The sequence below is a fragment of the Maribacter spongiicola genome (assembly GCF_004364165.1).
GTDB classification, from domain to species: domain Bacteria; phylum Bacteroidota; class Bacteroidia; order Flavobacteriales; family Flavobacteriaceae; genus Maribacter; species Maribacter spongiicola.
The window spans coordinates 1,806,121-1,832,691 of the sequence record NZ_SOAY01000010.1; the positions used below are offsets into that span (position 1 = coordinate 1,806,121).

The window sequence follows — 26,571 nt, forward strand, 5'->3', positions numbered from 1 at the left end:
TATATGTCAGACGTTGCAGCAATAGAACGCCTAGTAATAAAACATGCGGAGCTCAAAAAAGAAATAGCCAAAATTATTGTAGGTCAAGATGAGGTTATTGAGCAGATACTGCTTTCTATTTACACAGGTGGTCACTCATTGTTGATCGGCGTACCAGGCTTGGCAAAAACTTTAATGGTCAATACCATCGCTCAGGCAATAGGTCTCGATTTTAAAAGAATACAATTTACGCCAGATTTAATGCCAAGTGATATTCTTGGTAGCGAAGTATTAGATCAGAACAGAAACTTTAAGTTTATAAAAGGACCTATATTTTCAAATATTATTTTGGCAGATGAGATCAATAGAACTCCGCCAAAAACGCAAGCAGCACTGTTAGAAGCGATGCAAGAACGAGCGGTAACCATTGCCGGTCATCAGCATAAATTAGATTTACCATATTTTGTATTGGCAACACAAAACCCCATTGAGCAAGAGGGTACTTACCCATTGCCTGAAGCGCAGTTAGACCGTTTTATGTTTGCTATTGAATTAAAATACCCATCTATAGCAGAAGAAATTCTAGTAGTTAAAAATACGACTGCAGATAGAAATCAAGCGATTAATCCGCTATTTAGCGCACAAGATATTATTGATATTCAAGATTTGGTGCGTAGAATACCCGTTGCCGATAATGTTGTAGAGTATGCAGTTAAATTAGTAAATAGTACAAGACCTAACCTAGACTCGGCTTCAGATTACGTAAAGCAATATTTAGATTGGGGAGCAGGGCCAAGAGCTTCTCAGAACCTCATTTTGGGAGCAAAGGCAAATGCAGCTATTCAAGGTAAATTTTCACCTGATATCGAAGACGTGCATGCCGTAGTCAAAGGTATTCTGCGTCATCGTATCATAAAGAACTATAAAGCAGAGGCCGAAGGTATCAGTGAAGAAGATATTATTAATAAATTGCTTTAACCGAAGTGCCACTTTTTTAGAGCCTTTCTTTTGGTTATTAATATATCAGGAATTTGATTTAGAACACTTGACTTTTTACTTCATTTGATAAAAAGCTCCTTATCATACTTATTTAGTTTTAAATGCGTTCTATAATGCGTAATTTTACTGAATTGCGTTAACCTAAAATTATATAACGGATGACTTTTAATATGATTACTGGCGACTATTCTGCTCTTATTCAATATAGTAGTGTTCAAAAATTAAGGTTATCATTCAAATTGAAACAATTGTGATAGTACATTTATCTTCAGTTCTACTGTTACGATGATAAAAATCGGCCCTCAATTTTATTCCAAAATTAATATTCAAATTACTTTTTAATGAGCATTTATAAAGATTACCTAAAGGAGATCGAAGATCGTAAAGGTCAGGGTCTTCAACCTAAGCCAATTGATGGAGCTGAATTACTTAGCAAAATTATTGAGCAGATTAAAGATGTAGAAAATGAGTATAGAGAAGATTCTCTTCAGTTTTTTATCTATAACGTTTTACCTGGTACCACTAGTGCTGCCAGTGTAAAGGCTAAATTTTTAAAAGAAATTATTCTCGGTGAGTCGGTTGTAACAGAAATTACGCCAGCATTTGCTTTTGAACAATTATCTCACATGAAGGGTGGACCTTCGGTAGCCGTTTTATTAGATGTTGCTTTAGGTTCTGATGTTGCCTTGGCAAAACAAGCAGCTGAGGTTTTGAAAACTCAGGTTTTCCTTTATGAAGCAGATACCACTCGTTTAGAAGAAGCTTTAAATAACGGAAGTGTAATTGCAAAAGATATCATAGAAAGCTATGCAAAGGCAGAATTTTTTACAAAGCTTCCTGAAATTGAAGAAGAAATAGAAGTAGTTACTTATATCGCTGGTGTTGGTGATATTTCTACAGATTTATTATCGCCAGGTGGTGATGCACACTCAAGATCAGATCGTGAGTTGCATGGTCAATGTATGTTCGAGCATAACAAAGAAATGCAAAAGGAATTATTGGCATTAAAAGAGCAACATCCTGATAAGCGTGTTATGCTTATTGCAGAAAAAGGAACAATGGGTGTTGGTTCTTCTAGAATGTCTGGCGTGAACAACGTAGCATTATGGACAGGGGTACCTTTTAGCAAATATGTGCCATTTATCAATTTTGCTCCAGTTATCGCTGGTACCAATGGTATCGCTCCAATTTTCTTGACAACTGTCGGTGTAACCGGTGGTATTGGTTTAGATCTTAAGAACTGGGTAAAGCAAAAAGATGAAGCTGGTAATACTATTGTCGATGCAGATGGTGAACCAATTTTAAAGCAAATGTATTCTGTTGCAACAGGTACAGTGCTAACGATTAATACTAAAGAGAAAAAACTCTATCACGGTAAAGTAGAATTGAAAGATATTTCTGCAGCATTTACTCCGCAAAAAATGGAGTTTATGAAAGCAGGTGGGTCTTACGCTGTTGTTTTTGGTAAAAAACTACAAACTTTTGCGTCTAAAGTTTTAGGTGTACCAGTACTGCCTGTATATGCTCCTTCAAAAGAAATCACAATTGAAGGTCAAGGCTTAACAGCTGTAGAAAAAATATTCAATAGAAATGCAGTAGGTACGTCAGGTGCAACGTTGCACGCTGGTTCTTATGTACGTGCAGAAGTAAATATTGTAGGATCTCAAGATACTACAGGTTTAATGACTTCTCAAGAATTAGAGATGATGGCAGCAACGGTTATTTCTCCAATTGTTGATGGTGCATATCAATCTGGTTGTCATACGGCATCCGTTTGGGATGATAAGTCTAAAGCTAACATTCCAAGATTAATGAGCTTTATGAACGACTTTGGTTTAATTACCGGTCGGGATCCAAAAGGGAAGTACTTTCCAATGACAGACGTTATTCACAAAGTATTGAACGATATTACCGTAGGTGATTGGGACATCATTATTGGTGGTGATTCGCATACACGTATGTCTAAAGGTGTTGCTTTCGGTGCAGATTCTGGTACGGTAGCTTTAGCTTTGGCTACAGGTGAGGCTTCAATGCCAATACCTGAGTCAGTTAAAGTAACTTTTAAAGGACAAATGAAATCTTATATGGATTTCCGTGATGTGGTACATGCAACGCAGTCTCAAATGTTAAAGCAGTTTGGCGGCGAAAACGTATTTCAAGGTCGTGTAATAGAAGTACACATCGGAACATTAACCGCAGATGAAGCTTTTACATTTACTGATTGGACCGCGGAAATGAAAGCTAAAGCATCTATTTGTATTTCTGAAGATGATACCTTAATTGAGTCTTTAGAAATAGCAAAAGGTCGTATCCAAATCATGATCGAGAAAGGAATGGACAATGCTAAGGGAGTACTTCAAGGTTTAGTTAACAAGGCAGAAACTAGAATTACAGAACTTAAAACGGGAATCAAACCTTCTTTAAGACCAGATGCAAACGCTAAATATCATGCAGAAGTTGTTATTGATTTAGATGAAATAGCTGAACCAATGATTGCTGATCCAGATGTAAATAATGATGATGTGTCAAAACGTTATACGCATGACAACATCAGACCATTATCTTACTATGGGGGCACCAAGAAAGTAGATTTAGGTTTTGTAGGTTCTTGTATGGTGCATAAGGGCGATATGAAAATATTAGCTCAAATGTTGAAAAATGTAGAGGCTCAATATGGTAAAGTTGAATTTAAAGCACCATTAGTTGTTGCACCACCAACATACAACATTGTTGATGAGTTGAAAGCAGAAGGCGATTGGGATGTTTTAGTAAAATATTCAGGTTTCGAATTTGACGATAACGCACCAAAAGGTTTGGCACGTACCAAGTACGAAAACATGCTATACCTAGAAAGACCAGGTTGTAACCTATGTATGGGTAACCAAGAAAAAGCAGAACCCGGTGATACGGTAATGGCAACTTCAACACGTTTATTTCAAGGTAGGGTGGTAAAAGATTCTGGCGATAAAAAAGGCGAGTCGTTGTTATCTTCTACTCCAGTAGTGGTATTATCTACCATTTTAGGTAGAACTCCTACCATGGCAGAATATGAAGCTGCAGTAGACGGTATTGTTTTAACGAAGTTTAAACCTTCTGAAAAACAATTGGTTAGATAACTAGTTGCAAATTATATAGTAGTAAAAGAGCCTGAGTAGAAAACTCAGGCTCTTTTTTTTGCGGTATTTTTTCTAGTTATTCTTTATTTCAAATGCGGTTTTAAAATCATTGTACATTTCGTATATTGTACAGATAAGATAGAATAACAATTTATATAAATAGATTTTATGGCATTTGACATAGATATGATTAAAAAGGTATACGCTTCCATGTCGGATCGTGTAGACAAAGCAAGAGAGATTGTGGGTAAGCCGCTTACTCTTTCAGAAAAGATTTTATATTCTCACTTGTGGGAAGGCACGCCAACTAAAGCATTCGCGAGAGGAAAAGATTATGTTGATTTTGCTCCTGATCGTATTGCTTGTCAAGATGCAACCGCTCAAATGGCGTTATTGCAATTTATGCAGGCGGGCAAGCCAAAGGTTGCAGTGCCAACAACTGTACACTGTGATCACTTGATCCAAGCAAAAAATGGTGCCACTGCCGATTTAAAATCAGCGAACACTACTAGTGCAGAAGTTTTTGATTTCTTAGAGTCGGTTTCAAATAAATACGGAATCGGTTTTTGGAAACCGGGTGCAGGTATTATTCACCAAGTAGTATTGGAAAATTACGCTTTCCCTGGTGGTATGATGATTGGTACCGATTCACACACTGTAAATGCAGGTGGTCTAGGTATGGTTGCTATTGGTGTTGGTGGTGCAGATGCTGTTGATGTAATGGCTGGTATGGCTTGGGAACTTAAATTCCCGAAACTAATAGGTGTAAAGTTAACCGGAACTATTTCTGGATGGACAGCACCAAAAGATGTCATATTAAAAGTTGCCGAAATTCTTACCGTTAAAGGTGGAACAGGGGCAATCGTTGAATATTTTGGTTCTGGTGCCAAGTCGTTATCTTGTACTGGTAAGGGTACAATTTGTAACATGGGTGCAGAAATAGGGGCTACTACTTCTACTTTTGGATATGATGAATCTATGGAGCGCTATTTAAGAGCTACAGACAGAGCGGATATAGCTGATGCTGCAAACCAAGTAAAAGAATATTTAACTGCCGATGCAGAAGTGTATGAAAATCCTGAGCAATATTTTGATGAGGTAATTGAAATCAATTTATCAGAATTAACACCATTATTAAACGGACCTTTTACTCCGGATTTATCTACAAAAGTAGGTGAAGATATGACAGAAAAAGCGACCTCTCACGAATGGCCTTTAGCTGTGGAATGGGGATTGATTGGTTCTTGTACCAACTCTTCGTATGAAGATTTGTCTAGAGCTTCTTCTATTGCACAACAAGCTATTGATAAAGGAATAAAAATGAAGGCCGAATTAGGGATTAACCCTGGTTCTGAACAAGTAAGATATACAGCAGACAGAGACGGTATTCTTGGAATATTTGAGAAGTTGGATGCTAAGATTTTTACAAATGCATGTGGACCATGTATTGGTCAATGGGCACGTTACAGTGATCCAAAAAATGCACCTAAGAACAGTATTGTTCACTCTTTCAACAGAAACTTTGCTAAACGTGCGGATGGTAACCCTAATACGCACGCATTTGTAGCTTCACCAGAAATTACAGCTGCAATTGCAATTGCCGGTAGATTAGATTTTAACCCGATGACGGATAAATTGATCAACGAAAAAGGAGAAGAAGTAATGTTCGACGAACCAACAGGATGGGAATTGCCTCCTAAAGGTTTTGCAGTAGAAGATGCTGGTTTTCTTGCCCCAGATGAAGATGGATCGGGTGTTGAGGTTAAAGTTTCGGCAGATTCTGAAAGATTACAATTGTTAGAACCTTTTACGCCTATAAAGGACGAAAGTTTAATGGGTGCGAAATTGTTGATTAAGGCATTTGGTAAGTGTACTACAGATCATATTTCTATGGCAGGACCATGGTTGCGTTTTCGTGGACACTTAGATAATATTTCTAATAACTGCTTAATTGGTGCAGTTAACGCATTTGGTCATAAGACAAATTTGGTTAAAAATCAATTGAATGGTGAATTCGGTGGTGTACCAGATACCGCACGTGCATATAAAGCGGCGGGTATTAGAAGTATTGTAGTTGGTGATCATAATTACGGTGAAGGTTCTTCTCGTGAGCATGCTGCAATGGAGCCTCGTCACTTAGGTGTTGCCGCTGTAATCGTTAAGTCTTTTGCACGTATACACGAAACAAACCTTAAAAAGCAAGGTATGTTAGGGTTAACCTTTGCAAATGAAAGCGATTATGATCTTATAAAAGAAGACGATACTTTTAACTTTATAGATATAGCAGAATTTGCTCCCGATAAACAATTAACTATAGAAGTTGTTCACGCAGATGGTAGTAAAGATGTAATAAAAGTAAACCATACTTATAACGAAGCTCAAATTGGGTGGTATAGAGAGGGGTCTGCTTTAAATGTGATTAAGAGAGAAAATGCCTCTTAATTCAATACTTTAAAATTTATAAGGAAAACTCCTGATATTGTTCAGGAGTTTTTTAGTTTTGACCCCTATTAAACTTTTATGAAGAGACAAACGTTTTTTACCTTATTGATCATGGCTTTTGTGCTTTCTTTTTTTGTCACTCCTTTAGGTGATTATAGTAAGATTATGCTCAACAGGGTTTTTGCTACTTCACCAACAATTATAAAACTGGATAAAAGAGGTAAGATAGCTAACTACGATTGGAAGTTAAAAGACGGAAATTGGAAATTTATAAATTTCAACGAAGCAAAAGGTAAAGTTGCTTTTGTTACTTTTTGGACTTCTTGGCACATGCCATCACAGGCACAATTAAAAGACATTCAATATCTTTTTGATACGTATGGTGATAAGATGAAGTTTTATGTTATTACTAATGAGGAAAGAGCTCCTGTAGAACTTTTTATGAGTGAGCAAGGATATAGTTTTCCTGTAACCTATCAAATTATAGGCGAACCGAGTCCTATTTCATTATTAAAGCCACCAGGGTCTTACGTAATAGATAAAACTGGTACTATCGTTATACATCAGAATGCCATTGCAGACTGGAGTAACGATAAGGTAAATAAGCTTTTAAATGAATTGATATCAGAGTGATCGGATGTCTCAGATTACAACAATAACATTCTTTAGATATACTACTTTTTTCAATAAGGTTTGGGCTTTTGGAATGATGCAATTTGCGCACAGCCCATTAAAAAAAGTTAATGGATTGCAAGACTACAAACTCATGGGAAGCGGAAAGGACGGTTTTGATCCTTTTGCCGATTGGTCGGTTTATGCATTACTTCAAATATGGGAGAATGAAGAAGCGGCAAACAATTTTTTTGCAACCTCTAATTTAATGAAGCGATATTTAGAAAGAACTGAACAACGGTATACCTTATTTTTAAAAAACACTAAATCAAGAGGATTTTGGTCTGGTAAAAATCCCTTTGTAGAAAGTGATACTTTTAGTCAGAATAATCCATTTATTGCTGTAATTACTAGGGCTACGATAAAAATTGGGTCATTAAATAAATTTTGGAAATATGTTCCAACTTCTCAAAGACCATTAGCGGGTAATAACGGATTGATTTATACGAAAGGAATAGGAGAAGTTCCCTTTTTGCAAATGGCTACATTTAGTATTTGGAAGGATGAAGAATCTTTAAAGCAATTTGCGTATAAAAGTAAAGAACATGCAAGGGCAATAGTAAAAACAAAAGAGCTAGATTGGTATAGTGAGGAATTATTTTCTCGCTTTCAACCTTTTAAATCTATAGGAAAGTGGAAGGGTATTGATAATCTTCCCTTTTAAACCTAGAAATAAAAATATAAAAAGAAGATAAACTGAGCCAAATATAAATTCAATGATAATATTCGGTTACCCTGAATATTTAAAATTTTTATTACGACCTGAAATATAAGCCCCAGTAAAAACCAGGTCCAATAATTTTCAAAAGTTGGAATACCACCAGCGAATTCCCAAAAGTCAAAAATTGGAGCGCTTTTTTCCATTAAAAAATCTAAAAGCACCATTAAACCTGCGGCTCCAATAATTTTAATTCTATAAGGTAGCTTTGTAAAGTCTAAAATACTTGCGGTAATAAAGGTTAAAAGTGCCCAGTATGCTCCAATTAGATATGGTACACCATCTAATTTAGGTCCAAAATTATTTCCATATTCATATTCCCCAAATAAAATTTGATAGTTTACCCCAAGCCATTCGGCAAACATACCGCCAATAAAAAATAATAGTAAAGCACCAGTTTTTTTTAGGTTGTTAATTGGGTAAATTAACAAAAACAGTAAAAAAGATAGTCCAAGATTTATGGGTGTTTTTTTGATGAACCAGTCTAAATAACCCAATGATATTCCAATAATGGCAGAAATATGAAATAGCCATATTATACCAACACTTAAGCGCACTTTATTTTTAACCAAGGCATCAATCATATTCTTCAGATTTAGGTACAAGGTCGTCTATAATTTTGGCGGAAAGTAGGCATAAGGGTATACCGCCTCCTGGGTGAACGGATCCTCCACAGAAATATAAATTTTTAATTGTTTTAGAAAAATTTGGGTGTCTTAGAAATGCTGCAAATTTATCATTACTTGCCGCCCCGTAAAGCGCTCCACGATATGAACTTGTGTTTTTTTCAATGTTAACAGGGTCTAGAATATGTTCGGTAATTATTAATTTATCTAGATCAATATTCAGTACTTTATTAATTTTTGAAATAATATTTTGACGTGCTTTTACTTTTAACACTTCCCAATCTTGCCCATAATTTCCTGGGGCATTTATCATTACAAACCAATTTTCAGTTCCTTCAGGTGCATCGGTAGGATTGTCTTTTGAGGTAATATTGATATATACCGTTGGGTCATCGAATAGTGATTTATCATTAAAAATAGCATTAAATTCTTGTTCATAGAATTCACTAAAAAGAATATTGTGTAAATCTAATTCTGGAAATTCTTTATTAATTCCCCAATAAAAAATAAGCGCGGAACTAGATCTTTCTTGGGACAGAGTTTTTTCTGGAGCTTTTTGCTTTTTTAATAAACGCCTATATGTAGGGTAAATATCCATATTAGAAACAACGATATCTGTCTTATAGGTATTTTTTGTTGAAATAGCTCCTGTTACATGTTTACCTAATACTGTAATCTCTTGTACCTCTTCATTAAAATTGAACATGATGCCTTCATCTAGGGCTAATTTGTATAAGCTTAAACTAATTTGATGCATTCCTCCCTTTGGGAAAAAGGTGCCAAAGTCCATCTCTAAGTGAGGTATCATTGACATAATACCAGGTGTTTTATATGGTGATGAGCCATTATATGTTGCAAACCTGTTGAATAACTGTACTAGTTTCGGATTGGTGAAAAATCGCTTATTAGTTTCGTTTAAGGTATCGTTAATATCTAAAATACCCATTTTAAAAATGGATTTTAAAGTTTGTACCGATAAGTAAGTATCTAATTTATGTAGTGATTTTTCAAGAAAAATAGGAGCGGTTATGTCGTACTTCTGTTTGTTTTTATCAATGTATCTTGAAATATTAGAATGCGGTTCGTCAAAAGTTTTGGCAGCCTGGGCTATAAAGTCATCTTTTTTGGAAGCCGCCGTAAAACGAAGTCCATCTTCCCAAAAGTAATTACAAATTGTATCCTTTCGTTTGTATTGGAAATACTCTTCCGAATTTTTACCGAATAATTCAAATAGTTCAGTAACTAAATGTGGCATGGTAAATAATGACGGACCAAGATCGAAGCGAAAACCTTCTTTTTCTATAGCATGTAATTTACCTCCAGGATATTCATTTGCTTCTACTACAGTAACTTCGTACCCCTTTTTTCGTAAACGTAACGCACTGGCTATGCCACCAATACCGGCACCTACGACCAGAGCTTTTGGCATTTTTATTTTTTAAAATATTTGAAAGGAACAAACAACATTCCAAAACACTCCCCATCACCCTTGCCTAAATGCTTATGATGCATTTTATGTGCTCTTCTTACACCTTTACTATACCAATTATTGGCATTTCTGAAAAGTTTAAAACGTTGGTGAATAAAGATGTCGTGTACTAAAAAATAGGCTATACCATAAGCTAATATTCCAAAGCCTAAGGGGTACCCATACCAAAATCCATTGGCGCCTGTATAAAATAGAGACATACTAACTATTGCATAAAAGATAAAGAATGCATCGTTTTTTTCGAACCACGAGTCGTGATCTTTTTTATGATGATCTTTATGAAGACTCCAAAGAAAACCATGCATTACATATTTGTGCGTAAACCACGCCATGAATTCCATGAACAAGAAAGTTCCTAGAAAAATCAATATCCAAATAACTATATTCATTATACCAAGTTCATTTTAAATTTAACATAAGAACGCGCAAGTAATCCGAATTTCTGATAATTCGGTACTCTAATTCGTGCATTTTTAATTTCTAACGATGGTGTAGATTGTAATTTATATAACAACTTATAATAATACTTATAAGCTGTGTAAACCCCAAATTTTGCTTCTGTAGGTAAGCCTACAATTCCTTCATATCCCTTTTTAAAGTCTGCCTTTATTTCATCGACAATGCGTTTTTTAGAGGTTTCGTCTAATTCTTTCAAATTCGTATTGGGAAAATAAGATCTGTTTAATTCTTCAAAATCGGCTTTTACATCTCTCAAGAAATTCACTTTTTGAAAAGCAGATCCCAGAGCCATAGCCGATTCTTTTAATTTGTTGTATTCTTCAACATTACCTTTTACAAAAACCTGAAGACACATTAAGCCAACTACATCAGCAGAGCCATAGATGTATTCTTTATATTCAGCATCGGTACGGTATATGTTCTTTACCAAATCCATTCGCATACTTTTCATAAACGAGTCTACCAAATGCTTGGGTATATTAAAAGCATGATAGGTATGTTGAAAAGAGTTCAAAATAGGGTTAAGACTTATTTTATCTCGTAATGAAGCTTCAAGTTCCTCTTCAAATTTATTAAAGAGAATTTCTTTGTCATAGTCATGAAAGGTATCTACGATTTCATCGGCAAAGCGAACAAAACCATAAATATTATAAATATGCCCACGTATAGATGAGTGTAGCATCTTAGTGGCTAATGCAAAAGAAGTACTGTATCGTTTAGTAACAATTTTACTGCATTGGTATGAAACTTGGTCAAAAGTATCTTTCATAAACTAACTAATTATCCTTTATAATTAATTCTGACACTAACTTACCGGATATCAATGCGGGTGGCACACCGGGACCAGGAACAGTCAGTTGTCCTGTAAAATATAAATCAACTACTTTTTTACTTCTTAAATTAGGTCTTAAAAATGCCGTCTGTGTTAAAGTATTCGCCATACCATATGCATTGCCCTTGTATGAATTGTATCTCTCTACAAAATCATTTACACAGAATGTTTCTTTGAATATAATATTATTTCTAATGTTTTGCCCTGTTCTTTTCTCAAAACGATCCATTATTATATCAAAATATTGATCTCTTAATGCTTCAGTATCTTCTAGAGCGGTAGCTATAGGTACTAGAAAAAAACCAGCCTCATAGCCATCTGGTGCCATACTCGCATCGGTAATCGACGGAAAATTGGCATAGAACAGTGGGTTCGATGGCCACTTGGGTGTATCGTAAATTTCTTTTGCATGTAGCTCAAAATCGGTATCAAAAAACAGATTGTGATGCTCAACATTTTTCAATTTAGAATCAAACCCAATATAAAATAACAGTGAAGATGGCGCAAAAATCTTTTTATCCCAATAGGTTTTAGAATATTGTTGGTGCTTTTCGTCTAATAAGCTTTCTGAATGCTGATAATCGGCTCCACTCAAAACAACATCTGCAGTAATCGTTTTTCCATTGTTGATTACTCCCGTTGCTTTACCATTGGTTACTTCAATTTTTTCTATCGCTGAATTGGTATGTACTTTTACACCAAGCTCTTTTGCAAGACTCTCCATCGCTTTTATTACTTCATACATGCCACCTTTTGGATGCCATGTGCCTAAGCCAAAATCTGCAAAGTTCATGAAATTATAGAAAGAAGGTGTGTTGCTTGGTTTAGCACCTAGAAACAACACCGGAAACTCTAATGTAGATACCAATTTGGGATTTTTAAAAGACTTTCGTACTTGCGAACTAATTGTTTTAAAAAATTGGTCAACTTTTAAAATGGTTTCTTTAGTTACCAATTCTAAAGGTGAAAGACCTGGTCTTAAAACTACTTTGTTGATGGCAATATCATAATTTTCTTGCGCTTTGCCAATAAACTTTTTTAAAGCTTGTGAGCTGCCCGGTTCTATTCTTTCAAACTCAAGGCAAATTTTATCCATGCTATCACCTATGGTGATAATATCGTCACTAAAGAAAATTTTATATGCAGGACTAAGTTTTTCCAACTTATAGTAGTCTGAAGTTTTTTTATTAAAATCGGCAAAAAACTTATCAAAGATATCTGGCATCCAATACCAACTTGGACCCATATCGAAGGTAAAGCCATCTTTTATAAATTGAGAAGCTCTACCACCAACAGTACCATTTTTCTCATAAATAGACACATCCCAACCCTCTTTTGCCAAGTAACATGCCGCCGATAGTGATGAAAAACCAGAACCAATTACGATGCAACTTTTATTCATTTCCATCAATGGCATTATAAATTATTAACTAAATTCTCTATAGAAGTGAATGTCCTACAGAATTTGGGTTTTGTAGATGCTTCTATAAAATTAGTTTGTCTTCCTAAAATCCAGAAATTTGGGTTGTTATATGATGAAACTAACTTAGAGAAATCTTCTAAATATTTATCTATTTTGTCTTTTTCGGGAAATACGGTAAAATATGATACGAAATAGATGTCATCGAAATACTTCAATACATCTTCTAGATTTTCCATAGGTATAGTAGGACCTAAATAAATACACTTATAACCTTTTAAAATAATCTCGTAATTTAAATACAATAATCCTATATCATGTATTTCATTTTCAGGTAAAAATGCAACAAACACCTTATCTTTTCTGGTAGGCTCTAAATGTTGAAGCTTTTCGGTATTAAGAAGAATTTTCTGTTTTATTAAACTGCTCATAAAATGTTCGTGAGCCGGACTAATAGTGTCTGTTTGCCATAAAAGACCTAATTCATTCAAAAGAGGAATAAAAGTATCTTTAAATATTTCTCGGAATGTGTTTTCACTTAATAACGCATTATAAGTATTAAAGAACATAGTCTGGTCAAAATTCATCATTGCCAATTTGAATGCATTGATCGCTTGACTCTTATGACTGTGTTTTGCTACTATTTCGCGAACTACATAAGGTATATCTTTATCAGATATCTTGGCAATTTTAGATATTTTATGTCCAGTATTATACAGCAATGTAACATTTAGTAACTTCTGTAGGCTCGAAAGACTATAGGTTCTAATGTTAGTGTCGGTACGCTCAGGAGATAAAAGATTGTATCTTTTTTCCCAAATTCTGATAGTATGTGCTTTTATGCCAGAGAGATTTTCGAGATCTCTAATACTAAATTGTTTTTTTACATTGTTCATGTTTTCTGAAAAAGGATTAAACAAATCTACAATTTATTAAAATGTATTAGGGTACTTGATAGTTAAAATTATCAAAATAAAAAAGGTTAGACCTAAATCTAACCTTTTTGTGCCCACGACTGGATTCGAACCAGCACGTCCTTACGAACACTACCCCCTCAAGGTAGCATGTCTACCAATTTCACCACGTGGGCATACTTGAAGTATATTGGAGCGCAAATATAGAAACCTCTCATTCAATTTAAAATATATTGATGATAATAAATAAGGTAACTTTTTTAGAATACCAACGATTTTTGATATTGAGTTGGCGTTAAGCCTTTTATCTTCTTGAATTTCTTATTAAAATTAGAAATGGAGTTGAAGCCAGATAGGTCAGATATCATATTAATATTCAGTTCTTTTTTAGAATTTAATAACTGGCATGCATGTTCTACACGAAGCTCTATTAAAAATTGAAAGAATGTTTTATTGGTACGTTGTTTAAAAAAACGACAAAAGGCATTTGGGGTCATATAAGCCATTTTAGAAATATCATCTAATACTATAGGATGTTGAAAATTCTTGAAAACGAAATCAAAGATTTCTTGCAAACGTTCCCCTTCATTAGAACTTAAAGTTTTGGCATATATAAATCTGCTTAAAGGCTCTGTAGCTGACTTGCTCAATTGTTCTAATAACTCTAAAAATGATGTAAAACGTTTTAGTTTATGTTGAGATTGTAGCGCTACAAGTTGATGAGTTAGCTGATTTTTATTCGACTTAACTATAAAACCAGAAGCGGCATTTATAAAGAAATTTTGTAAATCTTTGAAATAAGGTAGGTCAAAAAAGTGTTCGCCAAAGGTACTGTCTGTAAAGAAAACTGTAAGCATATGGGCATCTTCATCACCAGCTATACTTTTAAAAACATGGGGTAGATTACTGCCGATTACATAGATATCGCCGGCTGAAAATTGCTGTACACTATCACCGACCAACAATTTACCGTTACCATTTATAATGTAACTTATTTGAATTTCTTCATGTTGATGTAAACGATTATAAAATATTGGTTCCTTATCGATTTGAACAATTAAATGCTCATCGATTGGTTTCGGTATTTTAAACGGAAAGACCTTCATATGCGTCTAATTTAGCGCTATATATTGTAATTGTATGCTTAAGATGGTAAAATAGTACTATGTGTGGATAAAATGTAAACAGTATTATTCTAATACTACCTATAGATTTGGGTATCATCAAAACAATATAGAATGAGTATTTCATGGACGGGCGTTATGCCAGCAGTTACTACAAAATTTACCGATAAAGATGAACTTGATTTAGATATGTTCTCTGTCAATATTAAAGCTCAATTAGATGCGGGAGTAAGCGGAATTATACTTGGGGGAACATTAGGGGAGGCAAGTACGCTAACCTATGACGAGAAAAAGGTTTTAATGAAAGAGACCGTAAAGCTGGTAGAAGGTAAAGTGCCAGTAATAATTAATATTGCCGAACAAACCACGAGAGGTGCTATTCATGCTGCTGAAGTTGCCAAAGAATGTGGTGCAACAGGCTTAATGATGCTACCACCAATGCGCTATAAAGCAAATGATCATGAAACGGTTACCTACTTTAAAGAAACAGCAAATAGCACCGATTTGCCCATCATGATTTATAATAACCCTATCGATTATGGTATTATGGTGACTCTTGATATGTTAGATGAGTTAATGGTTTGCGATAATATACAGGCGGTAAAAGAATCGACCAGAGATATATCTAATATTACCCGTATAAAAACAAGATTCGGAAATCGATTAAATGTTTTAACGGGAGTTGACACCTTAGGCTTAGAAAGTGCGTTAATGGGTGCCGATGGATGGGTTGCTGGTTTGGTATGTGCTTTTCCTGCTGAAACCTGTGCGGTTTTTGAATTGGCAAAGGCGGGTAGAATTAAAGAAGCATTAGAAATATATAGATGGTTCTTGCCATTGTTGGAGCTTGATATTAGTCCGCAATTGGTACAAAATATTAAAATGGCAGAGGTTGCTACGGGTATTGGTACCGAGAATGTTCGTGCGCCAAGGTTACCGTTAATTGGTGCTGAGCGCGAAAGAGTAGCAGCCATTATAAAACAAGGTATGGCAACCAGACCAACATTGCCAAATTATAAAGGAATTAACTAATACAACTATTACTATAGCCTCACATGTTTATTGGGCATATATAGAAATGTAAAGAAAGAATCAAAATTTGTTTCGGCTTCTTTCTTTACTTTTGAGTAACATCAGAAAAATAGAAAATGATAAGCGGTACAAATGCAATCGGAAGTACATCTTCTAAGCAAGGAAATAAAACTTTTAAGACTTTTAATCCTAAAGAAAATAAAGAAACAGAATGGACTTTTTACGAAGCATCTTCAAATGAAATTGATGGCGCGGTCGCCTTAGCTACTGATGCTTTTAAAGTTTATAAAGATTTTTCAGGAGCTACAAAGGCTGAATTTTTAGAAGCGATTGCTGATGAAATAGAAGCTCTTGGAGATGAACTTATTGAGACCTATTGTAAAGAATCGGGTTTACCAGATGGTAGGGCAAGAGGTGAACGTGGTCGTACTATGGGTCAATTACGTGCTTTTGCTAATTTATTGAAAGAGGGTTCTTGGGTAGAAGCGGTAATTGAAAAAGCCCAGCCTAAAAGAGAACCAATGCCTAAGTCAGATATTCGTAAAATGTTATTTCCGTTAGGTCCGGTAGTGGTATTTGGTGCTAGTAATTTTCCGTTGGCATTTTCTACTGCCGGTGGTGATACTGCTAGCGCACTGGCAGCGGGTTGCCCAGTAATCGTTAAAAGTCACCCAATGCATGCAGCTACAGGTGAACTAGTTTCATCGGCAATTATAAAAGCAGCAGAAAAAACAGGAATGCCTAATGGGGTCTTTTCAAATTTGAATAGTAGCGGTATAGAAGTTGGGCAGCAGTTGTTAAAACATCCAAAAGTAAAAGCTGTTGGGTTTACGGGTAGTATAAATGGTGGTACGGCACTTTATAAATTAGCGAACGAAAGAGATGAGCCAATTCCTGTATTTGCAGAAATGGGGAGCATCAACCCTGTTGTAGTACTTCCATCTGCACTAAAGAACGATGGTGATGCTTGGGCAACTAAATATGCTTCTTCAATAACCATGGGTGCAGGGCAATTTTGTACCAACCCGGGGTTGGTGTTAGGGTTGAAGGGAGCTAAATTAGATAGTTTCATCAACACCTTATCCGAAGAAATTCTAAAATTAGAACCAGCATGTATGTTGCATCCGAATATTTATGCAAAATACAATGAGGGTAAAAAGGAACTTTCTGCCCAAAAAGGAATTACCATTATAACAGATTATAAAAAAGCTACAAATCCGAATACAGCACAACCTTCTATTTTAAAAGTTAGTGGTGTCGATTTTTTAGCAAATACAAAATTGCATAAAGAGGTTTTTGGTCCTTTCTCAGTAATGGTAGAATGTGAAAATACTGATGAAATGGAAACTATTTTAAATCATTTAGAAGGTCAGTTGACAGGTACCGTTTTAGGTTCTGAAGAAGATTTGATGGCACATGCCGGTATTACAGATGCCTTGCAAAGTAGAGTAGGTAGAATATTGTTCAATGGCGTGCCAACTGGTGTAGAAGTAAATTCTTCTATGGTTCATGGTGGTCCATTTCCTGCTTCTACAGATGCTCGTTTTACGTCTGTTGGTACATCGGCAATAAAGAGATGGGTGCGCCCTGTTTCTTTTCAAGACTGGCCTAATAAATTATTACCAACAGCTTTGCAAAATGAGAATCCGTTAGGCATTACTCGTTTGGTAGAGGGTATTTATACAAAATAGAATTTTTAAATAAACCAGGTTATCAATAGCAACTAAATTTCGAATATGGCCAGCAGCACTTTTGTTTGTATCGATGCACATACTTGTGGTAATCCTGTTCGGGTTGTAAAACATGGCGGTCCAGATTTAGTTGGTGCTACAATGAGCGAAAAACGCCAACATTTTTTAAGGGAATATGATTGGATCCGTAAAGGACTTATGTTCGAGCCTCGTGGTCATGATATGATGAGCGGTAGCATTTTTTATGCGCCCAGCGACCCTAATAATGATTTCGGAATATTGTTTATTGAAACCAGCGGATGCTTGCCCATGTGTGGTCATGGTACCATAGGTGCTATTACTATTGGTATTGAAGAAGGATTGATTATACCTAAAACCCCGGGTAAAGTTCGAATGGAAACTCCCGCTGGCTTAGTACATATATCGTATCAACAAACGGGCAATAAAGTAGACTTGGTAAAATTGACCAATGTAAAGTCGTATTTGGCTGCGACAGATTTAACTATAGCATCATCTTATTTAGGTGAGGTTGTTTTTGATGTATCCTACGGAGGTAATTTTTATGCTATTGTAGATCCACAAAAGAATTTTAGCGGCATTCAAGATTACTCCGCAAGTCAGTTAATTCAATTCAGTCAAGAACTACGGGAGAGAATCAATTTGAAATATCCCGATTTATTTATCCACCCAGAAGATTCAACCATTAGAAATGTGAGTCATATATTATGGGCCGGAAATACAATTTCTGAGACTGCTAGCGCAAGAAATGCCGTGTTCTATGGCGATAAGGCAATTGACCGTTCGCCTTGTGGTACGGGTACGTCTGCACGAATGGCGCAATGGTATGCAAAAGGTAAGTTAGGTGTTGGAGAAGATTTTATTCATGAGAGTTATATAGGGTCTCAGTTTGTGGGTAGAGTAGAAGAGGAAACGACTATAGCTGATATACCTGCCATAATACCAAGTATTAAAGGTTGGGCAAAAATATATGGTCAGAACACCATAACCATAGATGACGATGATCCATATGCAAACGGATTTCAAGTAATTTAAATTCTAGTACTAAAAAATGAAGAATGTACTTATAATTGGCGGTGGCATTGTAGGATTAAGCACTGCCTATTTTTTAAATAAAGAAGGTTTTGAGGTTACCGTAATTGATAAAGGTGATATAACTTCTGGTGCATCATTCGTAAATGCAGGGTACATTACCCCAAGTCATATTATTCCGTTAGCATCGCCAGGTATGATTGCGAAGGGAATCAAGATGATGTTTAATTCTGCTAGTCCGTTTTACATGAAACCAAGACTAGATGCCGATTTTTTGAAATGGTCATGGTATTTTCATAAGTCATCAACTCCGTCTAAGGTCGAGAAGGCGATTCCTTTAATTAAGGACATAAACCTTATTAGCAGAGAGTTATTTACCGATATAAAAAATTCGGGCGATTTAGGTGATTTTCAACTAGAGCGAAAAGGTTTATTGATGCTATATAAAACCGAAGCGAGCTATTTACATGAAAAACAAGTTTCCGAAAGAGTTGCTTTTGAAGGGCTAGAGGTATCTGATTTAAACAAGGCAGCATTACATCAACTAGAACCTAACGTGAATATAGATGCTGAAGGTGCCATACATTATGAATGTGATGGGCACACGACTCCGACAGAAATAATGCCCAAGTTAGTAGCATATTTAAAGCAACAAGGTGTTATTATTAGAACAAATGAAGAAGTTCTAGATATGAAGAGTACTGGTAACACTATTAAAGAGGTAGTTACAAATAAGGGAGCTTACAAACCAGAAGAAGTTGTTTTAGCTGCGGGCTCATGGAGTGGAGATCTGGCTAAAAAATTACAGTTGAAGTTACCACTACAAGGTGGTAAGGGGTATAGAATAAATATAGAACGTGATACGGGTATTACGATACCTGCTATATTAATGGAATCTAAAATAGCGGCTACACCTATGAAAGGGTTTACAAGATTCGCTGGTACCATGGAGTTTTCTGGTAATAATGACATCATAAGAAATGAAAGAGTGGCGGCAATTGCTAATGGTGCAAAAGCCTTTTATCCAGATATTGATATTAACGATACTGAAATAAAAAATGTGAAAACAGGGCTGCGACCAGTTTCACCAGATGGATTGCCATATATCGGTAAATCTACAAGAATTAAAAACCTGACTATTGCCACTGGTCATGCCATGATGGGTTGGAGTTTAGGGCCCGCTACAGGCAAGCTGGTCTCAGAGTTATTGTCTGGTACTAAGACGTCTATGAACATTGCGGCATTTAGCCCAGATCGCACATTTTAAAGATTGTTGAAAAATACTCGTCGGCAGAGAATTACCATTCACCGATAGTAAACTGCCATTCACCTACAGCAGTTAATTTTTATCGTAAGATTGTCAGACTTTTGAATCTCAAATATTTATGTTATGGATATATTACTTATCGAAGACGATTTAATAGAAGTTATGAAACTGAAACGTACCGTTTCTAAACTTAACTTGAAGCATACAATTATAGAAGCAAAAAACGGTGAAGAAGCTTTGAACTTTTTAAGATCTGGCGAGAAATTACCTGATATTATTCTTTTAGATTTGAATATGCCAAGAATGAACGGTATTGAATTTCTAGCTATTTTAAAGGCAGATGAATTACTTCAATATTTACCTACGGTTATTTTAACAACCTCAGAAAATAGGGCAGATTTGTTGAAATGTTATCAAGCGGGTATCGCTGGTTACGTTATCAAACCATTGAAATATGAAGATTACGAGTACAAATTAAACGCAGTTTTAGAGTACTGGAATGTTAATCAACTAGTGAAAGGCTAACAAAAAAGCTCATTTCACAACATTTTTTGCTATTTACGTATTAATTTTCCTACGTTTGAGTGTAATTAAAAAATTCAAATGAAAGGAATCGTATTTACCGAGTTTTTAGAAATGGTCGAATCTGAGTTCGGTTTAGAAACAGTCGACAATATCATTGAGAAATCAAACTTACCTTCAGAGGGTATTTACACCTCAGTCGCTACCTATGAATTTAATGAAATGGTAGCGCTGATCACCCAACTAAGTAAAGAAGTAGATTTACCTGCCGGAGATTTAATCTATGCATTCGGACTTTACTTGTTTTCAAGTTTAAAGAATGCACACCCAGAGGTTATACAAAGCTACAAATCGCCAATAGGGTTATTATATTCTATTGAAGATCATATACATGTTCATGTAAAAAAGCTTTATCCAGAAGCTGAACTGCCTACCTTTAAAATTCTTGAAAAGACCGATAGCTCTATATCTATGATATATTCTTCATCTAGGGGGCTATACAGATTGGCACACGGTTTAATTGAAAAAGCATTTGAACACTTTAATGGCAAAGCCGATATTACTTATGAACTTCTTAAAGAAGACGGTACTGAAGTGAAATTTGATGTTGTACAACATGGATAATAAAGAAGTACTTCTCTTAAAGAAAGCGCTTGAAAGACAGAAAAAGGCGCGGCAACAAGCTGAGAATATCTTGGAGCAAAAATCTAAGGAGCTGTACGATGTTACCAGTCATCTAAGGGAATCTAATAATAAACTTGAAAATTTATTAAGTGAAAAAACATCTGAATTAGATGGTGTTTTTATAAATATTATTGATCCATATGTAGTAATGGATCTTCAGTTCAATGTAATTAATATGAACAGGTCGGCCAAAGAATTCTTAGGTTTTGATCATGTTGAAAAATTAGTTAATCTTTCTCAATTTATTCATCCAGATTTTTTAGATTATACCCAAGAATCAATGGCTTCAATGTTAGAGGTCGGCAGTTTAAAGAATTACCGTGCCAAGATTTTTGTTGCTGAGGGTGAAGAAAAGTGGGTTCAGATCAATGCTAGTCTTATTTATGATAAACATAGAAGACCAATTGCAGCACAAGGAATTATTAGAGATATTACCCAAGAAACAGAAGTGAAAAGACTTGTTGCAGAACAAAAGGCGCAATTAGATATTATCGTTGAGAACTCTCCATTAGGTATTGTTTTGTCAATAGATGGTAAAATTGTTAAAACTAACAGTACTTTTACCAATATGCTTGGGTATAAGGAGTTAGGTCTTAAAAATGTTACTTTTAAATCAATTTCTGAACCTGAAAATGAATTAGAAAATAGTCTTTCATTAGATAAAATGTGTGCAGGTGAATTAGATGAATTTACGGAAATCTGGAAATTTAAGAAAAACGACGGTTCTACCATTATGGCAAAAACCATGATGACCGCTATACACGACGAGCATAGAAAAAAAGACTATCAGGTAGCCATAATAGAAGATATCTCTAAACAGTTAGAAGCCGATAGAAAACTAAAAGCTTCTGAAAATAGATTATCTGCATTAATTTCGAACTTACAGACTGGGGTATTATTAGAAGACGAAGATGGTAAAATTGCATTGACCAATCAAATGTTCTGTAATATATTCGATATAAAAGATAATCCTGAAAATCTTATTGGTATAGACTGTGAAGAATCTGAACAAGAAAATAAAAAGTTTTTTAAAAAACCCAAGGCATTCGTTAATAGAATACAAGAAATTCTTGCTAAAAAAGAGACTGTTCTTGCCGATGAGCTAGAGATGATCGACGGTAGAATTTTGGCAAGAGATTTTATTCCTATTAAAAATGATGGTGATTATAAAGGGCACTTATGGGCTTATCAAGATATTACGATCAGTAAAAATTATAGAAAAAATTTAGAAACGCAGCGAGAGAAATACGGTAGTATTATCGCAAATATGAATTTAGGCCTGGTTGAGGTCGATAATGAAGATGTCATACAAATGGTCAACCAAAGCTTTTGTACAATGAGTGGCTTTGAAAGAGAAGAACTTATTGGTGAAGTAGCTTCTAATATTGTCAAGGTTAAAGACAGAAGCATAATAAAAGAGAAAAATCAGAATAGATTAGACGGTAGATCAGAGTCATATGAAGTTGAAGTAATCGATAAAAATCAAAATATAAAACACTGGCTTATAAGTGGTGCACCTAGGTATGATGATGCTGGTGCTATTATAGGTTCTATTGGTATTCATTTAGATATTACAGATCAAAAACTATTAGAAATTCAGAAAGAGAAATTATTAAAAGATTTAGAGAATAGTAACCAAGGTTTACAAGAGTATGCTCATATTGTTTCTCATGACCTTAAATCTCCACTTAGAAGTATAAGTGCATTGGCAACCTGGTTAAGTGATGATTATAAGGATGTTCTAGATGAAGGTGGTCGACAGAATCTTGAGTTAATGCAAGAGAAAGTTGCCTCTATGGATAAGTTGATCCACGGTATTCTTGAATATTCAACAGCCAATAGCTCTGCCTTAGATGATTCTAAAGTTGATTTAAATACGGTTATAACCGACATTGGCGAAACAATATATATTCCAGAACATGTACAATTAGTAGTGCCAGTGCCATTACCAACGATAATGGCAGACAGAATTAAAATGCACCAAGTTTTTCAAAATATTATCGGTAATGCCGTAGTGCATATCGAAAGAGAAGTAGGTCTAGTTGAAGTACTTTATAAAGATGATGGCGATTTCTGGCAATTTACCATTAGCGATAATGGGGTGGGTATACCAGAAGAATATCATAAAAAGATTTTTGACATTTTTCAGTCTATAGGTAATAATGAAAGATCAACAGGTATCGGACTTTCAATAGTTAAGAAAATAGTTGATCGCTACCAAGGTAGCGTTTGGGTAGATAGTGTAGTTGGCGAAGGTACCCAATTTCATTTTACCATTAAAAAAGACCATAACTAATACATTAAGGATGAAAATAGTTCAAGCAATAAAGAAGCCTAATGAGTCTTTTGTAGTCACTGATTCAAAAAAACTAGAAGAACCTTTAGTGTTGGTTTTTGGTAATAGATATATGTTGGAAAGTGAACATATTTATGATGAGGTAAAACAGTTGTTCCCGAACGGGCATATTGTTTTTGGTACAACCTCTGGTGAAATTATAGATGATAATGTTTTAGACGGATGCGTTGTTTTAACTGCTATAGAATTTGAAAAAAGTTCCATACTGGTTAAAAGAAATAATGTAGCAGATTTTAAAAATGATGATAAAAAATTGGGAGAGAGTCTTATAGCAGAATTCCCTAAAGAGAATTTGAAACATTTATTTGTAATATCTGAAGGTAGTACCGTTAATGGAAGTGCTCTTATTGAAGGACTTGAAAATTTGAAAGATGCAACTTTTGGACTATCTGGCGGTTTATGTGGTGATGATGATCGTTTTGAACGTACATTGGCATCTTATAACGAAAACCCTAAAGAAGGTGAAATTATAGCCATAGGTTTTTATGGCGATACCTTAGAAATCACCAGTTCTAATTATGGTGGTTGGACTACTTTTGGACCAGAACGTATTATTACAAAATCTGAGGGTAATGTACTTTACGAGCTAGATGGTAAACCTGCATTAGATCTCTACAAAACATATTTAGGTGAAAAAGCAAATGAATTGCCAAAGTCGGCATTGCTATACCCGTTAAGTGTTAAGGTGACCGAAGATGCTGAACCTTTGGTAAGAACAATTCTTAATATAGACGATAAGGAAAATACAATGACACTTGCAGGTGACATACCAGAAGGCGCAAGGGTGCAATTAATGATGTCTTCGGTAGATGATATAGCAAATGGAGCTTTTCATGCAGCAGAGCTCGCTATGGGTGGTAGAATAAAATCTCCAGAACTTGCATTATTGATTAGTTGTGTTGGCAGAAAGTTGGTCATGGATCAACGTACAGAAGAAGAAATCGAAGAAGTTAAATCGGTAATTGGAGATAGTACGGTAATAAGCGGATTTTATTCCTATGGCGAAATGGCACCTTTTAGTGGTCAAGATAGTTGTAAATTGCACAATCAGACCATGACTTTAACCTTATTTAGCGAATAATGCATTCCCTGTTAAAAAGACAAATTAGAAAATATTTACCTGAAGATATAGAATCGCATCCTGCAATGGTACCCTTTTTAGATGCTATAGAAAAGTCGTATGAAAATTATGATGATAAATTTTCTATGCTCCATAGAGCTTCAACGATAAGTTCAGATGAATTATTTGAAGCCAATAAAAAATTACGAAAAGAAGCTGACCAGCAAAAAAAAATTCTAGTATCCCTAGAAAATACTATTCGTAGTCTTACGGAGAATTTAAGTGAAGAACAACTTTTCGGTGAAAATGTTAAAGATGACTTCAATGCAGAAGATTTAGCCGCATACATAAGTAATTTGGCAACGAAGGTTTCTGAGATGACTACAGAAAAAGACAAACTTCTAAAGAGTTTAGAAAGCCAAAATCAATCTCTAAACAACTATGCGCAAATGGTTTCGCATGATTTAAAATCGCCCATAAGAAACATCAATGCGTTAATGAACTGGATAATGGATGATGAGAAAGAAAAGTTTTCTGCTACCAGTAAAGACAATTGCTCATTGGTATCGCAGAACCTTACTAAGATGGATAAGCTAATTACAGGCATTCTTAACCATGCAACCATGGGCGAAACTGAAGAACATAGAGTTACATTTAGTTTAGAAGAGAGCTTAAAAGATATTGAACAAACTATTTATGTTCCTGAAAATATATCTTTTGAGTATGCAGATAACTTACCGCAAATGGTTTTTGAAAGAGCTCGTTTAGAGCAGTTGTTCATGAACCTTTTTACCAATGCCGTTACCGCAACAGAAAATGTTGAAAAAGGAGTTATATCAGTTGGTTATGAGCCAGATGACGCCTATTGGAAATTTAGTGTTTCTGATAATGGCAAGGGAATACCAGAAAAACATCAAAAAGGAATTTTTGAAATGTTTAAAAAGCTGGAGACAGCCAATAATGCTACCGGCATCGGACTTGCAATTGTGAAGAAAATTGCAGTACTTTATGAAGGCGATGTTCGGTTAGAATCAGAAGAAAACGTTGGTACTACGTTTTATATCACATTAAAAAAGAATTCATGATAGAACAACCTAACCTTAATTATGTAGACGAGCTTGCTGGTGACGATATCGCTTTCAGAAATCAGTTTCTTGATATCATTAAAATGGAGTTTCCTTTGGAAAAAGAAGAGTACTTTGGTCATGTAAAAAATACGAGAGTAAAAGAAACTGCCGAAATCGTTCATAAGCTAAAGCATAAGTTCAATATTTTAGGAATGGAAAATTCTTATAAGCTAGCAGTAGCCTATGAAATGGAATTATTGAACGGAAAGCACGATAGTCAATCTAAATTCGTGGAAGTATTAGATACTATTGAAGAATACATTAAAACTATTTAAATGAACTGTATTATAATCGATGATGAAGCCACTGCAAGATTAGTTGTTAGGCAACTTTGTTCAAAAATACCCGAGCTTGATGTTATTGAAGAATTTGACAACGCCATTTCGGCAATCAAGTTTTTAAATCAACAGAATATTGATGTAATTTTTCTAGATATTCACATGGCTGGTTTTAGTGGTGTCGATTTTATACAAACACTTAAAGATCCACCAAAAGTAGTTATGACTACTTCTGACACCGATTTTGCAATAGCTGCTTATGAATATGAGTGTATTGTTGATTACTTGGTGAAACCGATTACCCTAGAGCGTTTTGAAAAAAGTATAGAAAAAATTAAGAATACTTCTGTCAAAAAGCCACAAGCGTTAGGAGCAACACCACAAAATTCATCTGAAGGTGAAGATTTGTATATTAATATTGACAGAAGGTTAATTAAATTAAAACTCAACGAAATTTTGGTCATTGAAGCCAAAGGTGATTACATCGATGTTAAAACAGAGAAAGAAGACCATAGAGTACATACTACCTTGAAAAAAATAAAAGATAAATTACCTGAAAAACTGTTTCTGCAAATACATAGATCGTATATTATCAACTTTACCAAAATTATTGATATAGAAGATAATAGTGTGCTTATTGCTAAAAATGTTGTGCCTATTAGCCGCTCTAACCGCCCAGAGTTAATGAGGCGATTAAATTTGCTTTAATTTTAA

General features: G+C 35.0%; 23 protein-coding genes and 1 tRNA gene. 16 read left to right on the forward strand and 8 right to left on the reverse strand.

Annotated elements, in window-relative coordinates; translation table 11 throughout:
* The first annotated feature begins 3 nt into the window (after nt 1–3).
* The 5 genes from CLV90_RS08055 (at nt 4) to CLV90_RS08075 (ending at nt 7,872) form a co-directional block, all read left to right on the forward strand.
* On the forward strand, nt 4–957 hold the full coding sequence (locus CLV90_RS08055) for an AAA family ATPase (RefSeq protein WP_133686945.1): 954 nt from the start codon (nt 4–6) through the stop codon (nt 955–957).
* Between the two features lie 362 nt (nt 958–1,319).
* A complete protein-coding gene (locus CLV90_RS08060) occupies nt 1,320–4,094 on the forward strand; it encodes a bifunctional aconitate hydratase 2/2-methylisocitrate dehydratase (protein WP_133686946.1) in 2,775 nt (924 codons plus the stop codon).
* Nucleotides 4,095–4,262: 168 nt separating this feature from the next.
* The gene (locus CLV90_RS08065) at nt 4,263–6,536 is read left to right on the forward strand and encodes an aconitate hydratase (protein WP_133686947.1); all 2,274 of its coding nucleotides are present in this window, start codon (nt 4,263–4,265) and stop codon (nt 6,534–6,536) included.
* Nucleotides 6,537–6,614: 78 nt separating this feature from the next.
* A complete protein-coding gene (locus CLV90_RS08070; protein ID WP_133686948.1) occupies nt 6,615–7,169 on the forward strand; it encodes a TlpA family protein disulfide reductase in 555 nt (184 codons plus the stop codon).
* 4 nt (nt 7,170–7,173) lie between these two features.
* A complete protein-coding gene (locus CLV90_RS08075) occupies nt 7,174–7,872 on the forward strand; it encodes a DUF3291 domain-containing protein (protein WP_133686949.1) in 699 nt (232 codons plus the stop codon).
* Nucleotides 7,873–7,874: 2 nt separating this feature from the next.
* Here the strand turns inward: CLV90_RS08075 and CLV90_RS08080 are convergent, their stop codons facing one another.
* The 8 genes from CLV90_RS08080 to CLV90_RS08115 all read right to left on the reverse strand — a co-directional run bounded on the left by CLV90_RS08080 (nt 7,875) and on the right by CLV90_RS08115 (nt 14,772).
* Entirely contained in the window at nt 7,875–8,510 is a 636-nt protein-coding gene (locus CLV90_RS08080) for a carotenoid biosynthesis protein (RefSeq protein WP_133686950.1), read from the reverse strand.
* Nucleotides 8,503–9,981, reverse strand: coding sequence for a 1-hydroxycarotenoid 3,4-desaturase CrtD (gene crtD, locus CLV90_RS08085; RefSeq protein ID WP_133686951.1), 1,479 nt, complete (start codon nt 9,979–9,981; stop codon nt 8,503–8,505). Before crtD ends, CLV90_RS08080 begins: the two co-directional genes overlap by 8 nt.
* A 2-nt stretch (nt 9,982–9,983) precedes the next feature.
* Nucleotides 9,984–10,430, reverse strand: coding sequence for a sterol desaturase family protein (locus CLV90_RS08090; RefSeq protein WP_133686952.1), 447 nt, complete (start codon nt 10,428–10,430; stop codon nt 9,984–9,986).
* Entirely contained in the window at nt 10,430–11,269 is an 840-nt protein-coding gene (locus CLV90_RS08095) for a phytoene/squalene synthase family protein (RefSeq protein WP_133686953.1), read from the reverse strand. The genes CLV90_RS08090 and CLV90_RS08095 overlap by 1 nt, the downstream gene beginning before the upstream one ends.
* Before the next feature lie 7 nt (nt 11,270–11,276).
* On the reverse strand, nt 11,277–12,734 hold the full coding sequence (locus tag CLV90_RS08100; RefSeq protein ID WP_133687051.1) for a phytoene desaturase family protein: 1,458 nt from the start codon (nt 12,732–12,734) through the stop codon (nt 11,277–11,279).
* 14 nt (nt 12,735–12,748) lie between these two features.
* Nucleotides 12,749–13,648 (reverse strand): MerR family transcriptional regulator, encoded by a 900-nt coding sequence (locus CLV90_RS08105; RefSeq protein WP_133686954.1) that lies wholly within the window; start codon nt 13,646–13,648, stop codon nt 12,749–12,751.
* Nucleotides 13,649–13,758: 110 nt separating this feature from the next.
* Nucleotides 13,759–13,842 (reverse strand) — tRNA-Leu (locus CLV90_RS08110).
* Nucleotides 13,843–13,926: 84 nt separating this feature from the next.
* Nucleotides 13,927–14,772 carry an AraC family transcriptional regulator gene (locus CLV90_RS08115; RefSeq protein WP_133686955.1) on the reverse strand — a complete coding sequence of 282 codons (846 nt, stop codon included), beginning with the start codon at nt 14,770–14,772 and terminating at the stop codon, nt 13,927–13,929.
* A gap of 132 nt (nt 14,773–14,904) precedes the next feature.
* Between CLV90_RS08115 and CLV90_RS08120 the strand changes: the two genes are divergently transcribed.
* From CLV90_RS08120 to CLV90_RS08170, 11 genes are all read left to right on the forward strand, one after another.
* On the forward strand, nt 14,905–15,822 hold the full coding sequence (locus CLV90_RS08120; protein WP_133686956.1) for a dihydrodipicolinate synthase family protein: 918 nt from the start codon (nt 14,905–14,907) through the stop codon (nt 15,820–15,822).
* 116 nt (nt 15,823–15,938) lie between these two features.
* A complete protein-coding gene (locus CLV90_RS08125) occupies nt 15,939–17,513 on the forward strand; it encodes an aldehyde dehydrogenase (NADP(+)) (RefSeq protein ID WP_133686957.1) in 1,575 nt (524 codons plus the stop codon).
* 45 nt (nt 17,514–17,558) lie between these two features.
* Nucleotides 17,559–18,566 (forward strand): 4-hydroxyproline epimerase, encoded by a 1,008-nt coding sequence (locus tag CLV90_RS08130; protein ID WP_133686958.1) that lies wholly within the window; start codon nt 17,559–17,561, stop codon nt 18,564–18,566.
* A 16-nt stretch (nt 18,567–18,582) separates the two neighbouring features.
* Nucleotides 18,583–19,830 carry an NAD(P)/FAD-dependent oxidoreductase gene (locus CLV90_RS08135; protein WP_133686959.1) on the forward strand — a complete coding sequence of 416 codons (1,248 nt, stop codon included), beginning with the start codon at nt 18,583–18,585 and terminating at the stop codon, nt 19,828–19,830.
* A gap of 123 nt (nt 19,831–19,953) precedes the next feature.
* On the forward strand, nt 19,954–20,355 hold the full coding sequence (locus tag CLV90_RS08140) for a response regulator (RefSeq protein ID WP_133686960.1): 402 nt from the start codon (nt 19,954–19,956) through the stop codon (nt 20,353–20,355).
* Nucleotides 20,356–20,433: 78 nt separating this feature from the next.
* Nucleotides 20,434–20,976, forward strand: a complete 543-nt coding sequence (locus tag CLV90_RS08145) for a heme NO-binding domain-containing protein (protein ID WP_133686961.1) — start codon at nt 20,434–20,436, stop codon at nt 20,974–20,976.
* Nucleotides 20,969–23,332 (forward strand): PAS domain-containing sensor histidine kinase, encoded by a 2,364-nt coding sequence (locus CLV90_RS08150; RefSeq protein WP_133686962.1) that lies wholly within the window; start codon nt 20,969–20,971, stop codon nt 23,330–23,332. Before CLV90_RS08145 ends, CLV90_RS08150 begins: the two co-directional genes overlap by 8 nt.
* Before the next feature lie 10 nt (nt 23,333–23,342).
* Nucleotides 23,343–24,473, forward strand: coding sequence for an FIST signal transduction protein (locus tag CLV90_RS08155; protein WP_133686963.1), 1,131 nt, complete (start codon nt 23,343–23,345; stop codon nt 24,471–24,473).
* A complete protein-coding gene (locus tag CLV90_RS08160) occupies nt 24,473–25,537 on the forward strand; it encodes a sensor histidine kinase (RefSeq protein ID WP_133686964.1) in 1,065 nt (354 codons plus the stop codon). Before CLV90_RS08155 ends, CLV90_RS08160 begins: the two co-directional genes overlap by 1 nt.
* Complete coding sequence (locus CLV90_RS08165) at nt 25,534–25,854, forward strand: Hpt domain-containing protein (RefSeq protein WP_133686965.1); 321 nt, start codon at nt 25,534–25,536, stop codon at nt 25,852–25,854. The genes CLV90_RS08160 and CLV90_RS08165 overlap by 4 nt, the downstream gene beginning before the upstream one ends.
* A complete protein-coding gene (locus CLV90_RS08170) occupies nt 25,855–26,565 on the forward strand; it encodes a LytR/AlgR family response regulator transcription factor (protein ID WP_133686966.1) in 711 nt (236 codons plus the stop codon).
* Nucleotides 26,566–26,571: the final 6 nt, after the last annotated feature.

Bases quoted from the DNA above. Each gene is read 5' to 3' on its own strand.
- CLV90_RS08160 (WP_133686964.1), top strand. From the start codon at position 24,473: ATGCATTCCCTGTTAAAAAGACAAATTAGAAAATATTTACCTGAAGAT.
- CLV90_RS08140 (WP_133686960.1), top strand. From the start codon at position 19,954: ATGGATATATTACTTATCGAAGACGATTTAATAGAAGTTATGAAACTG.
- CLV90_RS08130 (WP_133686958.1), top strand. From the start codon at position 17,559: ATGGCCAGCAGCACTTTTGTTTGTATCGATGCACATACTTGTGGTAAT.
- CLV90_RS08120 (WP_133686956.1), top strand. From the start codon at position 14,905: ATGAGTATTTCATGGACGGGCGTTATGCCAGCAGTTACTACAAAATTT.
- CLV90_RS08105 (WP_133686954.1), bottom strand. From the start codon at position 13,648: ATGAACAATGTAAAAAAACAATTTAGTATTAGAGATCTCGAAAATCTC.
- CLV90_RS08115 (WP_133686955.1), bottom strand. From the start codon at position 14,772: ATGAAGGTCTTTCCGTTTAAAATACCGAAACCAATCGATGAGCATTTA.
- CLV90_RS08075 (WP_133686949.1), top strand. From the start codon at position 7,174: ATGTCTCAGATTACAACAATAACATTCTTTAGATATACTACTTTTTTC.
- CLV90_RS08055 (WP_133686945.1), top strand. From the start codon at position 4: ATGTCAGACGTTGCAGCAATAGAACGCCTAGTAATAAAACATGCGGAG.
- CLV90_RS08100 (WP_133687051.1), bottom strand. From the start codon at position 12,734: ATGAATAAAAGTTGCATCGTAATTGGTTCTGGTTTTTCATCACTATCG.
- CLV90_RS08095 (WP_133686953.1), bottom strand. From the start codon at position 11,269: ATGAAAGATACTTTTGACCAAGTTTCATACCAATGCAGTAAAATTGTT.
- CLV90_RS08065 (WP_133686947.1), top strand. From the start codon at position 4,263: ATGGCATTTGACATAGATATGATTAAAAAGGTATACGCTTCCATGTCG.
- CLV90_RS08145 (WP_133686961.1), top strand. From the start codon at position 20,434: ATGAAAGGAATCGTATTTACCGAGTTTTTAGAAATGGTCGAATCTGAG.
- CLV90_RS08135 (WP_133686959.1), top strand. From the start codon at position 18,583: ATGAAGAATGTACTTATAATTGGCGGTGGCATTGTAGGATTAAGCACT.
- CLV90_RS08150 (WP_133686962.1), top strand. From the start codon at position 20,969: ATGGATAATAAAGAAGTACTTCTCTTAAAGAAAGCGCTTGAAAGACAG.
- CLV90_RS08090 (WP_133686952.1), bottom strand. From the start codon at position 10,430: ATGAATATAGTTATTTGGATATTGATTTTTCTAGGAACTTTCTTGTTC.
- CLV90_RS08125 (WP_133686957.1), top strand. From the start codon at position 15,939: ATGATAAGCGGTACAAATGCAATCGGAAGTACATCTTCTAAGCAAGGA.
- CLV90_RS08155 (WP_133686963.1), top strand. From the start codon at position 23,343: ATGAAAATAGTTCAAGCAATAAAGAAGCCTAATGAGTCTTTTGTAGTC.
- CLV90_RS08060 (WP_133686946.1), top strand. From the start codon at position 1,320: ATGAGCATTTATAAAGATTACCTAAAGGAGATCGAAGATCGTAAAGGT.
- CLV90_RS08080 (WP_133686950.1), bottom strand. From the start codon at position 8,510: ATGATTGATGCCTTGGTTAAAAATAAAGTGCGCTTAAGTGTTGGTATA.
- CLV90_RS08165 (WP_133686965.1), top strand. From the start codon at position 25,534: ATGATAGAACAACCTAACCTTAATTATGTAGACGAGCTTGCTGGTGAC.
- CLV90_RS08070 (WP_133686948.1), top strand. From the start codon at position 6,615: ATGAAGAGACAAACGTTTTTTACCTTATTGATCATGGCTTTTGTGCTT.
- crtD (WP_133686951.1), bottom strand. From the start codon at position 9,981: ATGCCAAAAGCTCTGGTCGTAGGTGCCGGTATTGGTGGCATAGCCAGT.
- CLV90_RS08170 (WP_133686966.1), top strand. From the start codon at position 25,855: ATGAACTGTATTATAATCGATGATGAAGCCACTGCAAGATTAGTTGTT.